Consider the following 13591-nt stretch of genomic DNA (forward strand, 5'->3'; position numbering starts at 1 on the left):
TGTGCTCAACCCAACGCAAATTCACCGCCACGTTGTAGCGCTTGCTGGTACGCGGGCCGCGCGTGGATGCGTGCGAGAAACGCCGACAGGTTTGGATAACTCGCATCCAGCCCGCCACGCGCTGCGGCCGCTTCGAGCGGAAAACTCATCTGGATATCGGCGGCGCTGATTTCATCGCCGGCAAACCACGTACTTTTTGCGAGTTCGGATTCCATGAAAACCAGATGCCGTTTGATCTGCGGTTCGATGAACGAACTCTTGCCACGCGCTGCGATCGCCTTCGCCACCGGGCGCACGAAAAACGGCATCGGGCCTTTGTCGATACGGTCGAATACCAGCTTCAGCAACAGCGGCGGCATTAGCGAACCTTCGGCGTAATGCAGCCAATAACGATAGCGCAAACGCTGCGGTGTGCCGGCGGCGGGAATTAGCGCGCCGTTGCCATAACGTTCGATCAGGTATTCGATAATCGCGCCGGATTCGGCGATGGTCAGATCACCATCGCTGATCACCGGCGACTTGCCCAGCGGATGCACTGCGAGCAATTCCGGCGGCGCGAGCATGGTTTTTTTGTCGCGCGCATAAAACTTGATTTCGTACGGCAGCCCGAGTTCTTCGAGCAGCCAGAGCACACGTTGCGAGCGCGAATTATTCAGGTGATGGACGATGATCATGGCAATATCCTGGTCGCGGTGATGGGCTGACGTTTGCAAAAAAAACCGCCGACGACAGCGATGATGTATCCGCTGCATTGAAGCATATTCATGCCGCCGGCAGGCCGCAAATGGCGAGCTCGTCGGCATTGAATTTCATCTTGCATCCGCCCTTGTCAGACCGTCGACTTTGCAGCAGTCTGTGAGCACGATTTTAGTCGCAATGTTGTTTGGGAAATCCTGAAACCGTTCAATCATCCAAGTGGGGGAATCATGTTAATCGAACTGCAAATGCTGGTGTGGAGCGTGGTGTTGGGATTGGTCGTCGTCGCTATCGCCGCGACCCTCGGAACGCAGCAACGTGGACTCGGCTGGAACGTCGGTGCGCGCGATGGCATTCCGGCGCCGCTGACCGGCGTCGCCGCGCGTATGGATCGTGCATCGCGAAATTTTCTCGAAACGTTTCCGTTCTTCGCCGTGGTAGTGCTGATTGCTATCTACACGCAGCACACGAATAGCTCGACCGCGCTCGGCGCACAGTTGTATTTCTGGGCGCGCGTGGCCTACGTGCCGATTTATGCAGCGGGAATTCCGTATCTGCGTACCTTGGCGTGGACGGTTTCGATCGTCGGTCTCGTGAAGATATTGCTGGTTCTGTTCTGATCGCAGCGCATGCATTTGCCACCTTCACCACGCTGATAATCGCAAGGAAATCGCCGGCATGGCGCAACGTTTGAATGCAATCGCGCTGATCGTGCGCGATTACGACGAGGCGATCGACTACTACACGCGTGTGCTCGATTTCACGCTGGTCGAAGACACGCAACTCAGCCCGGAAAAACGCTGGGTGTTGATTGCGCCGCCTGGGTCGAGCCAGCCACAGTTGCTGCTGGCCAAAGCGGCGAATGCGGAGCAGACGACGCGTATCGGCAATCAAACCGGTGGCCGTGTTTTCCTGTTCCTGCATACCGACGATTTCTGGACCGACTACCAGCGCATGCGCGAGCGCGGCGTGCGGTTTTGCGAAACACCGCGCGAGGAAAGTTACGCCACCGTGGTCGTGTTCGAGGATTTGTACGGCAACCGCTGGGACTTCATCCAGATGAAATCGTGATGATTAAAATCACTGCGAAGAGCTCGATGCGAGCACCGAAAAAATCGCACATGTGTTGACAAAGAAAACCACCCGCGCGGTGACGAAGAAAACCAAAGTAACTACCGCGGAAAAGAGCGCAGGCGCCGTGGCCAGGAAAGCCGGAGCAGTAACCACAAAAAAATCCGCGCGAATGGCACCCGGAAAAATCAAACCAGTCATCGCGAAAAAGACCACACGCGTAGCGGTGAAAAAGCCAAACGCGCGAAGTAGGCTGCGCCGCCAGACACCGATCTCGAGTGCTCAATTGTGCTCGGGATCGGTGGTCTTGAATGTCGCGGCAGTGGCAATTTGTTGCGGCCCGATAATCGTTACTGGCCGCGTCAGCGCTGATACGCACCACACAATAAAGTGAACAACATCAAGACCAGCCGAAGCGCAAAGCTCAGGATGTCCACTAAACCGCAGGAAGGATCGGGTCTACTTGACCGAATATTTAGCCCGCATTTTCTACGCAGGCTGCACTGGCCAGAACTCCTTTGAAGGCTGGCGCAAGGAGATGTGGATGGTGAGAAGACTTGCGCGCCTCTACGAGGAGATCTTCGCAGAATGAACAAATTGCGGCTCTGGCCTCGCGTACGCCATTGCCGGTGAGATACGTGTCCCAAGCATGCTTGAATTGAATGTGGGGTCGGCCTTCTCTTTCGTCGGTGACGTAGCGAACTGACTGGACCTTGCCGTGAGCAACCATATCTCGAAAATTCTCGAGGCTTCTAATTTGTTGGTACGGATTTTTGCCTTTGTGCCACGTGAAGGGCGACAGCTTTTTTACAATTGCGTCAACCTTGCCCTCGATGCCGACCCCCTTAAAGTGTTTCCTTTCTTCACTCCATATTTGAGGAAGAAGTAACTCGCCGCAGAAATTAATGAAGGCCTCGTAAGCCATGTAACTGGTCAGTAGGGCCGGAAGGAGAAAATGAAATGAAGGGTGTTCCTTCATTTCACCCTCTTCAAGCACCTTTGTGGCGGCTCGCCACAAATACTCATGAGGATAGACTTCCTCGGAAACCGAATAGAGCGGCATCATGATGGCTAGCCCGTGACTTAAGAGGTGGCGAACTCGTCCGCCTTGAACGAGATGTTATGCGCCGGCCTTCGAGTCCTCAACGACCTCGAAATGAAAAACTGGGACTTTGAGGCGATCGGTCCGTGCTGCCTGCGCATCCATGTGCATTAGGCTAAACAGAACCGCATTTAAGTACCTTGAACGAGCTTCGGCGATTTCCCATGTGGTTCCGTCGCTTCGCTTGATGTCACGGAGGTTGCGGCATATGTCCGCAACTTGAGAGGACGAGAAGCTCAAAGAGTCTGGTTTGTGAGCGAACAGATTACGCAGTTTTTTGATCGTGCGGAGGTCATCATGTATATGTACTGGTATCAGCCCGAGCGCAAAAGCAATGTCTATCTTTGCTGCAAAAGTGGACAGAGGGGCGTAACCCTCAAACAGCTTTGACACAGGAGCTGCCTCAACAAGCTTCGTCCGAATGTAGCCCTCTAGGGTTTGCTCAAGGAAGCTCGCCGCGAGAATGACCACCGAACGATCTGATTCGCCCTCGTAGTTCTTCTGAAAATCATTGTAGTCATAAAGCATGGGATGCCCTCGGGCGCACAACGCTGAGCTAGGCCGCACTACTGCAGCGACCGCGTGTGCGTCTCATTAGCCTTCAGCTGGTTGCCACAACTCGACCTTGTTTCCCTCGGGATCGATGACCCAGGCAAACTTGCCGTACTCGGAGTCATCGATCTTGTCGAAGACGTTGCAGCCTTCCGCCTTGAGCGCCGCGACCAGCGCGTAAAGGTCCTCAACGCGGTAGTTGACCATGAACGAGGCTTGGCTCGGAGCAAACTGATCGCCTTCCTGCGAACCAATCGACCAGGCGGTCGTGCCGCCCGTGGGCTTGCCATCCGCGTCGGTCCAGTCGAACGCGGCACCGCCCCACGGCTGCACATCGATGCCGAGATGGCGCTTGTACCAAGCCTGCAGCGCAGGTGCGTCCTTTGCCTTGAAAAAGATGCCGCCGATGCCAGTGACTCGTTTCATGTGAATCTCCAATGTGCGGTGGATGTGGCGTTTCTTCTGCGGCCTGATACTAGGACAAGTGGCCGCTGTCGTATTCGCGCAAGATAGTACCGCAGACCGAGTTGCCTTGTTTCTGGATGTGAATTGTCGAGCCGAAAATTCGTACACAGATTTCACGATCGCATCGATTTTACGCGCGATGCATTTCCACGATTTCTCCATAATTGCGCCGTGACACCCGCGTAATCTATCCCTCACCGAAGTGCGCTTGGGGAAGGCGCTCGGTTCTGGCGAATGCTATTGGCCGCGTCTTGTTCGCCGCCGACGTTCGCGTAACCAGCGAGGGAGAGAGTCCGAATGAAAAAATTATTCTTGCCGTTGTGGTTATCGATTGTGGTGTGGTTGAACACGGCTGCATTTGCACAAGCGGCGCCATCTCCACCGCCGCCACCACTGGCGCCAGCGCATGATCTCGGCGTGCGTGCCGTGAGCGTTGGCGCGGGCGCGCCGCTGGCGACATTGAGTGCCGATGAGCTGCAATTTTTCGCCGACGGACTGGCACGTTTCAATCAGGTCGATTCGGTCAGCGGTGGTATTGCGGGCGAGCCCGGCATCGGCCTCGGGCCGACGTTCAACGCCAATAGCTGCGGCAGTTGTCATGCCCAGCCATCGACCGGTGGCACCAGTCCGAGCGCGAATGCGTATCCGCATCTCGGGCCGAATCCGCAACTGGCGATTGCCAAGCTCGACGGCGCAAGCAACACAATTCCGCCGTTTCTGAGTAGCGATGGTCCAGTGCGCGAGGCGCGCTTTCCGTTCGTCGTGAATGCCAACGGCAGCCTCAGCAACACTGCCGATGGTGGCGTGCATGCACTCTTCAGCATCAGCGGGCGCAGCGATGCCGTTGGTTGCGCTCTGCCGCAACCGAATTTCAACCAGATGCAGCAACTCGGCAATCTGACTTTTCGCATTCCGACGCCGGTCTACGGCGCCGGTCTGATCGAGAATATCGGCGATGCCACGATCCTCGCCAATCAGGCGGCGAATGCATCGCTCAAGCAACAGCTCGGCATCGCCGGACATCCGAACACCAGCGGCAACGATGGTTCGATCACGCGGTTCGGCTGGAAGGCGCAGAACAAATCGCTGCAGATTTTTTCCGGCGAGGCCTACAACGTCGAGATGGGCGTGACCAACGAATTGTTCCCGAACGAACGCGCCAATCCGCCAGCAACGTGTTTGCTCAATCCGACGCCCGAAGACCTGACCAATTTTTCGCTGAGCGGTAGCGCGATCGTTATCGATACCGTGGCGTTTTCGAACTTCATGCGCTTTCTCGCACCGCCGGTGGCATCGACCGTGGGCATTCCCGGAAATCCGCCGGCGCAATCCTTCAGCAACGGCAAGGCGATGTTCGCGCAGGTGCATTGCGACACGTGCCACACGCCGGTGCTGCAAGCCGACGTATCGATTTATACGCCCGGCTTGAGCAAACAAAACGCCGCACTGTATTCCGATTTGCTGGTGCACAACATGGGTTCGGGCCTGGCCGATCAGATCAGCCAGGGCGCGGCTGGCCCGGCCGAGTTCCGCACTGCACCGCTGTGGGGTGTGGGGCAGCGGATTTTCTTTTTGCACGACGGTCGCGCGACGCCGCAGAACGGCGGCCTGCTCGCCGCGATCCAGGCGCATTCGAGCGCGGGTTCGGAAGCGAATGCGGTGATCAAATCCTTCAACGCGCTGAACAATCAGCAACAGCAGGACCTCATGAATTTTTTGCGGTCGCTTTGACGCCGGCACGGGAATATTTTTTCCCGTCGTTCCAGCCTGCGCTGAAGCGCTTCTCAACAGCGAAGCTGGTCAATGACGGAATATTTATAGCGCTGCCGCAGATTTGATCGTGCAGCGATTCCGAGTAGATCGCTCATCGCAAACGCTTGCGCTACCATCGGCCCAGTATTTTTACTGCCGCCGGACAAATACATGAGCTCACGTGACGCCTATCGCCACTTCCTGCCGATCACCACGCGCTGGAAAGACAACGACGTCTACGGACACGTCAACAACGTCGAGTATTACAGCTATTTCGATACGGTCATCAACAGCTATCTGATCGGCGCCGGCGTGCTCGATATTCATGCTGGTGCGGTGATTGGTGTCTGCGCCGAATCGCATTGCAAGTTTCTCGGCGAGATCGCGTTTCCCGAAACCATCGATGCCGGATTGCGCGTTGAACATCTCGGTAATTCCAGCGTGCGTTATGGCATCGGATTGTTCCGTCGCGACCAACCAACGCCAGCCGCGCAAGGTTGGTTCGTGCATGTTTTTGTCGATCGCATCACGCGCCGACCGACACCATTGCCGGCGGATCTGCGTGCCGCGCTCGAAGGTCTTTTTGTGGCGCCGCAAGCATGAAAGTTCGCGCCGCGGTTTTACGCGAGATGGGATTGCCGGCGCCGTATGCTGAATCGTTGCCGCTGCGAATCGAGACGGTCGAACTCGCGCCGCCGGGTGCGGGCGAAATCTGCGTGCGTGTGCTTGCCGCGGGCTTGTGCCATTCCGATCTTTCGGTGATCGACGGTTCGCGGCCACGGCCAATGCCGATGGTGCTGGGTCACGAGGCGACCGGCGAAATTGTCGAGGTTGGCACCGATGTCGGTGGCTTGCGGGTCGGTGATCGTGTGGTGTTTTCGTTCGTGCCGAGTTGCGGTCATTGCGATCCGTGCGCAAGCGGCCGCGCCGCCTTGTGCGAACCCGGCGCGCAGGCCAATGCGGCCGGACAATTGCTCGGCGGCGGACGACGCTGGAGCGATACAAAAGCGGTGTCGTTGCAACATCATCTCGGGGTATCGGGTTTTGCCGAATACACCGTCGTATCGGCGCGATCGGCAGTAAAAATCGATGCCGATCTCGCCCCGGAAATCGCCGCGTTATTCGGCTGCGCCGTGATGACGGGCGTTGGCGCCGTGGTCAATACCGCCAAGGTTGCCGCCGGTGAAAGTGTCACCGTGTTCGGCCTCGGTGGTGTGGGTCTGGCGGCCTTGCTCGGCGCGCGCGCGGCGGGGGCTTATCCGTTGATCGCGGTCGATGTGATTGCGGAAAAGCTCGAACTCGCGTTGGCCCTCGGCGCGAATATTTGTATCGACGCGAGTCGCGAAGATGCGGTCGCGGCGGTGCGCGAAGCCAGTCGTGGTGGCGTGATGTATGCGATCGAATCGGTCGGCAGCGAGCGTGTACTCGCACAGGCGTACGCGGCAACGCGCCGCGGCGGCACCACGATTAGCGTCGGCTTGCCAGCGCCGGACAAGATGTTCAGCGTGCCGGCGGTGAGCCTGGTGGCGGAGGAACGCACGATCAAGGGTTCGTACATGGGTTCGGCCGTGCCGTCGCGCGATCTGCCAAGGTATATCGCGATGTATCGCGCAGGTTTATTGCCGGTTGATCGCCTGCTCACGCATCGCCTGGCACTCGATGAAATCAATCTGGGTTTCGATCGTCTCACGCGTGGTCAGGCCATCCGTCAGGTCGTATTGTTCTAGCCCACTCAACAATTTTCGAGCGCTCGCTGCGACGAAAAAACGCTATGTAGACAAACGTACGCACCGCGTTTGTTGCGAGCGCACATGTGCTGTATTGTGATCGTGTTTCACCCGCGCTGTGCCCTGATCACGCTGCGGCACCGGTCGAGGAGGCCAGTCCAATGAGTTCCAGCGCAGCACGCCGTGCGTATTCCCACGGCGAAGAAGTCGCCAACAGCATCACCCACGGATTAGGCGTGCTTTTCAGCATCGTCGGCCTCGTGTTATTGGTCGCCATCGCGGCACGCAATCACGATATCTGGCAGGTGGTTTCGTGCGCGATTTATGGCAGCACGCTGCTGCTGCTGTACACCGCCTCCACTTTGTATCACGCCATTCCGCTGCCGGTGCCGAAACGCATTCTGCAGACGCTGGATCACATCGCGATTTTCCTGCTGATCGCCGGTACTTACACGCCGTTCTCGCTGATCAGTCTGCGCGATAGTTGGGGCTGGCCGCTGTTTTATTCGGTCTGGGGCTTGGCGCTGCTCGGTGTATTGATCGAGCTGAGTTTTCTCAAGCGCTACCACGCGATGCAAGTCGGCTTGTATATCGCGATGGGCTGGATCGCACTGATCGCGATCAAACCGCTCATGGCCGCAGTGCCGTACGACGGCCTCGTGCTGCTGTTCGCGGGTGGAATCGCGTACACCTTCGGCGTGATTTTTTACGTCTGGCGTAGCATGCGTTATCACCACGCATTGTGGCATTTGTTCGTGCTCGCGGGCAGCGTGCTGCATTATTTCGCGGTGCTGTTTTACGTGTTGCCGCGCGCCTAGATTTTGCCGAACGAGGGGCGCATTGCGGATCATTTTGCAGTCTCATGATCGGTCGTGAAGAACCGGCTTTCCGTGGTGTAACCCGGTAACAAAATCATCTTGTCGAAACGCAAGCCGATTTTTTCTAGAACACGTTTTGAACCCAGATTGTCGGGCGCGGTAATTGCCACCACTCGTGGCAATCCGATCACGCCACGTCCGTGGGCCAGCACTGCGGTTGCGGCTTCGACCGCATAACCGTTGCCCCAGAAACGCGACAGGAACGCAAAGCCGATATCGACGTCGGCTAACGTTTCGCGCTTCACGAGTCCGCAGATTCCCACCGCCACGTCGGAATTCCGCAGTGCGACCAGATACAGACCAAAGCCGAATTTCGCATAACTCGCCTGCGGTCCATTCGTTATGTATTGCTGCGCGTCGATGAGATTCCTCACGCCCTTGTCGCCGATGTTTTGCAGCCACGCGGGCTCGTTGACCAGCTCGAAAATGAATTCGGCGTCGTCCGTGTTGAGTTCGCGCAATTGCAATCTTTCGGTTACGAGTATGCTCATTTAATGCTCACCGATGACGGACAAAACACGAGTTGAATCCAGCGCAATATTCGGCATAAAACCGGATTCCAAATTTTGCAGCACTTTGACAAAAGTATTGTGGAGTCACGACGCGCGAAAAATCTCATCCATGTACACGCTCATGTCTTTCGAGCATCGCGATGAACTCGCAGATTTTCCTCGCGCGCGTTTCGGCTTTCTTGACGTTGTGAATCCGGAAAAGAATAGCGTAGCGGTTTTGCCGATTCAGCGTGACAAAAAAATCCTGCGCCTTGGCATTCGCATCGAGTGCGATCTGTAAATCGTCCGGTACCACAGCGCTGCTCGATCCATCGTAGGCAGCATCCCAGCGGCCATCGGCTTTTGCAAGCTCCACCTGGCGTAGTCCGGCGGCTTGCATTCGCGCGGATTCGATCAGCACATCGGCTTTGTTGCGATTGATTTTCGACCAGATGCTTTTTGTCGTGCGCGGCGTGAATTTCTGCAAAAAGAAAGAAGCATCGTCTTTCTGTTTTTGCCCATCGATCCAGCCGAAACACAGCGCTTCTTCTAACGCCTCGGCATACGACACGGTGTTTTTCCCAGAATTTTTCTTCGCCAGCTGCAGCCATAACCCGGTCGATTTTGCGTGATTCTTTTTCAGCCAGATACGCCAGGCTTTTTGATCGACAAAAAGTTGTATCGGGATGGTTCCGAGCGTGTTGCGATCAATCATGGTCATGACATTATCTCGTGGAGGTGCAAGCGCATCCATAACGCATCCTCGGATCAGCAGCCGTCAATAGCCATGCGCGATTCAATCAACGATAAAAAGTTTCGCGCCGAGCAGCGTTGAAGATCGATGCGGTTCTGCATTATCCGCGACTTGGTAACTCATGCCAGCCGTGAGTGTGAACGTGCGGCCATCTTCGAGTTCGGTGCATAGCTCGCCTTCAATGCAGAGAAGAACATGGCCCTTGCGACACCAGTGATCAGCCCTATAACCGGGACTGTACTCGACCATGCGCACGCGGATATCGCCGAAGTTTTGTGTGCGCCAGTACGCCATGCCGGATTCACCCTGATGCTCGGTTTGAGCGATGAGCGACCAGTCCGTGATTCCGAAGGGGACGGCGATGATTTGCATGAGATTCTCCGTGATAATTTGTCGCCGTTGCGACCCGATGCAAAAGCCGGCGTGATGCAGCGAGAGTGTGCATTCCACTAACGCGCCGTGGTTTTGTTGCGATGATAGGTCAGCGTCGCTGCAATGCAGATCTTGAGCGCATCCATCGGCACCTCGTCTGCTACATCGAACACGATCGCGCGATTGCCGTCGAACTGGAATTCGTCCGGGAACAGTGTTCTAAATGTTTCGATCAGATCGGTTTTGCAATTGAAAAAGATCGCGTATTGCGTGGGGTTGGATTTTTTCGCGCCGATGCGGATCGTGCTGCCGCTGCGGCTTTGTATGGTGAGATAAGCGGGCTCGCCCCACTTCAGCGTTTCTTCGATTTCGCCGACGCCTGCGGTGTTTGCGGCGGTCGCGAATATCAGCGCGCGCAAGGTCAGCAGTTTGCTGCGGATCGCCGGCGGATACGCGTCGAAAATGCGCGCCACGGTCGAATTCGAGAACGATCTCATCGTGCTTCGATACTCAGAGATTTTTTGCGTACACGACAAAACCCGAGCGCGCGGCGATCTTGTCGTACAGCGCCATCGCGGTCTGGTTGGTTTCGTGCGTGTGCCAGTACACGCGTGTCGCGCCGGCAGTTTTCGCGTGTGCATACACCGCCTCGATCAAGGCACGACCGATGCCTTTGCCGCGGGCGGCCGCGCCGGTGAAAAGATCCTGCAGGTAGCAAGTCGGGCCGAGCATGATGGTATTGCGATGAAAAATGCTGTGCACGAGACCGAGCAGCTCTCCGTTTTTTTCGGCGACCATCGCGTGCACAGGCTCATACGCATCGAAAAAGCGCGACCATGTCATCTGCGTGATTTCGGGCGCTAGTGCGGTAGCGCCGCTGCGACCGTAGAACGTATTGTAGCCATCCCACAATATCGACCAGGCGGCGAAGTCGCGGTGTTCGATCGGGCGAATAACGACATCGAGAGACACGATGATTTTCTCCAGCAGTGATTTTCTCAGGCGCCGCACAGTTGCCGAGACGGCAACATATCCTCAGCGAAGTTCCTTGCGTATAACAAGTTTCAATCCCGACCATATCGCACTGATCGCGCAAACCTTGATATCGACGAGGCCAATCGGCAGGGCGACTTCGCGGATGATGTCTTCGCTGATATCGCTCGCCACGCCGGAGGATTTTTTCGGCCAGCATGCCCAGATCATCGCATTGGCGCGGATCACTTTCCTGCAGCGCGACAAGTGCTGAGCGAGCATTGTTTTATGCAGTGCGAAAACGATCACCATATCGGTTTCCGCACTCAGGGGTTGCACGAAAATTACACCCTGCGGCAGAGGCTGCAACCAGTCGACAAAATCGTCTGGCGGCTCAATCAGAAATACTTGGCAGGCTTCCTTGATGCCGAGTTTCTTGGCGAGCGGCGTACCCGAATAGCCGATAGCTGGCGCTGGATTCATGCGAACTGTCTTCCGAATTCTGTACGCCACGCCATTGCAGACGTTACATTCACAGATACAAGCACGCAATGCGCGCCACTATCGCACAAGTTGCACGACGGATTTTGTATGGAAACAGCGTTTTATTATCGTGAGCGCAAACGATTTCCGGCGATACTGCTGCTGCTTCTCGTGATGCTGGCGATGGCTGTTGCGCAGGTCCACGCGACGCAATCCGAACCAACGCAAGCAGGCGTCACCGACGTCGCGGATGCGTCCACCAACAAGCTGCAACCGATCGATGTGGTCGGACATTACGATAACGCGGTGGGCACCTCCGATGCGGCTTCGCAGGGCGTGATCCTCGGCAAATTGTTGCAGGATATTCCGTTGCTGCGCCCTGGCGAGGTGCTTGAGTCGATTCCCGGCCTCGTCGTCACGCAGCACTCCGGTGACGGCAAGGCCAATCAATATTTCCTGCGTGGTTACAACCTCGATCACGGCACCGATTTCGCCACCAGCGTCGATGGCGTGCCGGTCAACATGCCGACCAATGGTCATGGCCAAGGTTACAGCGATCTAAATTTTTTGATTCCCGAACTGGTCGATCGCATCGAATATCGCAAGGGCCCGTACTTTGCGCAGAACGGCGATTTTGCGTCGGCCGGTTCGGCGGATATCCGGTATCGCAATTCGCTGGATCGGTCGATCCTCGATCTCAGTATTGGCGACAACGGCTATCGGCGCATTCTCACTGCGGCATCGATTCCATTGCCGTTCACCGCGCCCGCGGGCAATGGTTCCGGCCCGACGCTGCTTGCCGCTTTGGAATTATCCGAAAACAACGGGCCGTGGAAATTGCCGGAAGACATCCACAAGTTCAACGGTCTGCTGCGCGCGAGTGATGGCAATGCGGATCTCGGTTGGTCGCTCGAAGCATTGGCTTACGACGCGCACTGGCGCTCGACCGATCAGGTGCCGCTGGAGCTGATTCAATCCGGCGCATTGTGCCGTTTCTGCGCGCTCGATCCAACCGATGGCGGGCGCTCCGCAAGACAGATTCTTTCCGGCGAATGGCATACGCAGGACAACGACGGTTATCTGCGTACCTCGGCCTATTTCGAGCATTATCGCTTGCAGCTCTGGTCGAACTTCACCTACTTCGAAGCCAACCCGGACATGGGCGATCAGTTCAATCAGCGCGATGCGCGCAACATCCTCGGCAGCAAAATCGCCAACGGTTGGAAGCACTCGCTGTTCGGCCACGAGTCGGTCACCGAAATCGGCGCGCAGGTACGTCACGATGTGATTCATGTATCGCTGCTGGATACGCAGGCGCGAGTGCCGTTTGCAACCGTGACCGACAATCTAGTCGACGAAACCGAGGCCGCGTTGTATATCCAGAACACCACGGTCTGGACCGACTGGTTACGCAGTCTGGCGGGTTTGCGCGCCGACGCGATTTCGCTCGATTTGACCTCGCAGTCGTATGCGCCGAACAGCGGCAAGGTTTCGGATAATCGGGCCTCACCGAAACTTTCGCTGATCTTCGGGCCGTGGCGAAAGACCGAATTTTTCATCAATATCGGCGATGGATTCCACAGCAATGACGCGCGTGGCGCGGTCAGTCAATTCGATCCGATCACGCAGGAGCCGGTCATACGCACACCGGCCTTGGTCGGAAGTTTTGGCAAAGAGCTTGGTGTGCGCACCGAGATCGTGCCGGGCCTGCAAAGTTCGCTCGCGTTGTGGAGTTTGAACAGTGCATCAGAGCTGCTGTACGCCGCCGATTCCGGCGGCACCGAAGCCAACGGCGCGAGCAAGCGCTACGGCGTCGAGTGGAATAATCACATGGTGATCAACCAGTGGCTGTTGTTCGATGCTGATCTCGCGTGGACGCGTGCCCGTTACGCCAACAATAACGACAACGGTGATAGCGGCGATCAGATTCCGAATGCGGTCAGCAAGGTCGCATCGGTCGGCATCAGCGCGCATGATCTCGGGCCGTGGTCGGGCGACCTGAAATTCCGTTACATCGGTGGTTATCCGTTGACCCAGGACGGCAGTCTGCGCGCGCCATCCGCGCTCGTCGCCAACCTGCGTGTGCAGCGCCAGTTGAACGACTGGGCGGCGTTGTCGCTCGACGTGCTGAATCTGTTCGATCGCAAGTATTACGACATCGCGTACGGGCAGGATTACCAGATTTCACCGACCAGCCCGCTGGTGCCGAACGGCATCACTGTTCATCCGGGCGAGCCGCGCGAATTGCGTTTGACCTTGCGCCTCAAACTCTGACG

Annotated in this window: 17 protein-coding genes; 7 read left to right on the plus strand and 10 right to left on the minus strand. The window is 56.9% G+C overall.

Annotated elements, in window-relative coordinates; translation table 11 throughout:
* Positions 1-5 precede the first annotated feature (5 nt).
* Positions 6-674, minus strand: coding sequence for a glutathione S-transferase family protein (locus ELE36_RS02305; RefSeq protein ID WP_129831555.1), 669 nt, complete (start codon positions 672-674; stop codon positions 6-8).
* A gap of 252 nt (positions 675-926) precedes the next feature.
* Here ELE36_RS02305 and ELE36_RS02310 point away from each other — a divergent pair, with 252 nt between their 5' ends.
* Both ELE36_RS02310 and ELE36_RS02315 read left to right on the plus strand, forming a co-directional pair.
* Positions 927-1316: an MAPEG family protein gene (locus ELE36_RS02310; protein WP_129831556.1), complete on the plus strand. Its 390-nt coding sequence runs from the start codon at positions 927-929 to the stop codon at positions 1314-1316.
* 58 nt (positions 1317-1374) lie between these two features.
* On the plus strand, positions 1375-1767 hold the full coding sequence (locus tag ELE36_RS02315; protein WP_129831557.1) for a VOC family protein: 393 nt from the start codon (positions 1375-1377) through the stop codon (positions 1765-1767).
* A 475-nt stretch (positions 1768-2242) separates the two neighbouring features.
* Here ELE36_RS02315 and ELE36_RS02320 read toward each other — a convergent pair whose 3' ends face one another.
* From ELE36_RS02320 to ELE36_RS02330, 3 genes are all read right to left on the minus strand, one after another.
* A complete protein-coding gene (locus tag ELE36_RS02320) occupies positions 2243-2833 on the minus strand; it encodes a hypothetical protein (protein ID WP_129831558.1) in 591 nt (196 codons plus the stop codon).
* A gap of 54 nt (positions 2834-2887) precedes the next feature.
* The gene (locus ELE36_RS02325) at positions 2888-3397 is read right to left on the minus strand and encodes an MltR family transcriptional regulator (RefSeq protein ID WP_129831559.1); all 510 of its coding nucleotides are present in this window, start codon (positions 3395-3397) and stop codon (positions 2888-2890) included.
* A gap of 66 nt (positions 3398-3463) precedes the next feature.
* A complete protein-coding gene (locus ELE36_RS02330) occupies positions 3464-3847 on the minus strand; it encodes a VOC family protein (RefSeq protein ID WP_129831560.1) in 384 nt (127 codons plus the stop codon).
* 336 nt (positions 3848-4183) lie between these two features.
* On the opposite strand from ELE36_RS02330, the gene ELE36_RS02335 reads away from it, so the two are divergent.
* The 4 genes from ELE36_RS02335 to trhA all read left to right on the plus strand — a co-directional run bounded on the left by ELE36_RS02335 (position 4184) and on the right by trhA (position 8183).
* Positions 4184-5617: a di-heme oxidoredictase family protein gene (locus ELE36_RS02335; RefSeq protein ID WP_129831561.1), complete on the plus strand. Its 1434-nt coding sequence runs from the start codon at positions 4184-4186 to the stop codon at positions 5615-5617.
* A gap of 192 nt (positions 5618-5809) precedes the next feature.
* Positions 5810-6241, plus strand: coding sequence for an acyl-CoA thioesterase (locus tag ELE36_RS02340; protein WP_129831562.1), 432 nt, complete (start codon positions 5810-5812; stop codon positions 6239-6241).
* The gene (locus ELE36_RS02345; protein ID WP_129831563.1) at positions 6238-7365 is read left to right on the plus strand and encodes a zinc-dependent alcohol dehydrogenase family protein; all 1128 of its coding nucleotides are present in this window, start codon (positions 6238-6240) and stop codon (positions 7363-7365) included. The genes ELE36_RS02340 and ELE36_RS02345 overlap by 4 nt, the downstream gene beginning before the upstream one ends.
* Before the next feature lie 161 nt (positions 7366-7526).
* Entirely contained in the window at positions 7527-8183 is a 657-nt protein-coding gene (gene trhA, locus ELE36_RS02350) for a PAQR family membrane homeostasis protein TrhA (protein WP_129831564.1), read from the plus strand.
* A gap of 29 nt (positions 8184-8212) precedes the next feature.
* Here the strand turns inward: trhA and ELE36_RS02355 are convergent, their stop codons facing one another.
* The 6 genes from ELE36_RS02355 to ELE36_RS02380 all read right to left on the minus strand — a co-directional run bounded on the left by ELE36_RS02355 (position 8213) and on the right by ELE36_RS02380 (position 11315).
* On the minus strand, positions 8213-8734 hold the full coding sequence (locus tag ELE36_RS02355) for a GNAT family N-acetyltransferase (protein ID WP_129831565.1): 522 nt from the start codon (positions 8732-8734) through the stop codon (positions 8213-8215).
* Between the two features lie 124 nt (positions 8735-8858).
* Positions 8859-9455 (minus strand): YdeI/OmpD-associated family protein, encoded by a 597-nt coding sequence (locus ELE36_RS02360; RefSeq protein WP_242512336.1) that lies wholly within the window; start codon positions 9453-9455, stop codon positions 8859-8861.
* 75 nt (positions 9456-9530) lie between these two features.
* Positions 9531-9860, minus strand: coding sequence for a DHCW motif cupin fold protein (locus ELE36_RS02365; protein ID WP_129831566.1), 330 nt, complete (start codon positions 9858-9860; stop codon positions 9531-9533).
* Positions 9861-9937: 77 nt separating this feature from the next.
* On the minus strand, positions 9938-10357 hold the full coding sequence (locus tag ELE36_RS02370; RefSeq protein ID WP_129831567.1) for a DUF1801 domain-containing protein: 420 nt from the start codon (positions 10355-10357) through the stop codon (positions 9938-9940).
* A 13-nt stretch (positions 10358-10370) separates the two neighbouring features.
* Complete coding sequence (locus ELE36_RS02375; protein WP_129831568.1) at positions 10371-10832, minus strand: GNAT family N-acetyltransferase; 462 nt, start codon at positions 10830-10832, stop codon at positions 10371-10373.
* Positions 10833-10895: 63 nt separating this feature from the next.
* Entirely contained in the window at positions 10896-11315 is a 420-nt protein-coding gene (locus ELE36_RS02380) for a DUF3052 domain-containing protein (RefSeq protein ID WP_129831569.1), read from the minus strand.
* A 108-nt stretch (positions 11316-11423) separates the two neighbouring features.
* On the opposite strand from ELE36_RS02380, the gene ELE36_RS02385 reads away from it, so the two are divergent.
* Positions 11424-13589, plus strand: a complete 2166-nt coding sequence (locus ELE36_RS02385) for a TonB-dependent receptor (protein WP_129831570.1) — start codon at positions 11424-11426, stop codon at positions 13587-13589.
* Positions 13590-13591: the final 2 nt, after the last annotated feature.

This window comes from Pseudolysobacter antarcticus (assembly GCF_004168365.1).
GTDB lineage: Bacteria > Pseudomonadota > Gammaproteobacteria > Xanthomonadales > Rhodanobacteraceae > Pseudolysobacter > Pseudolysobacter antarcticus.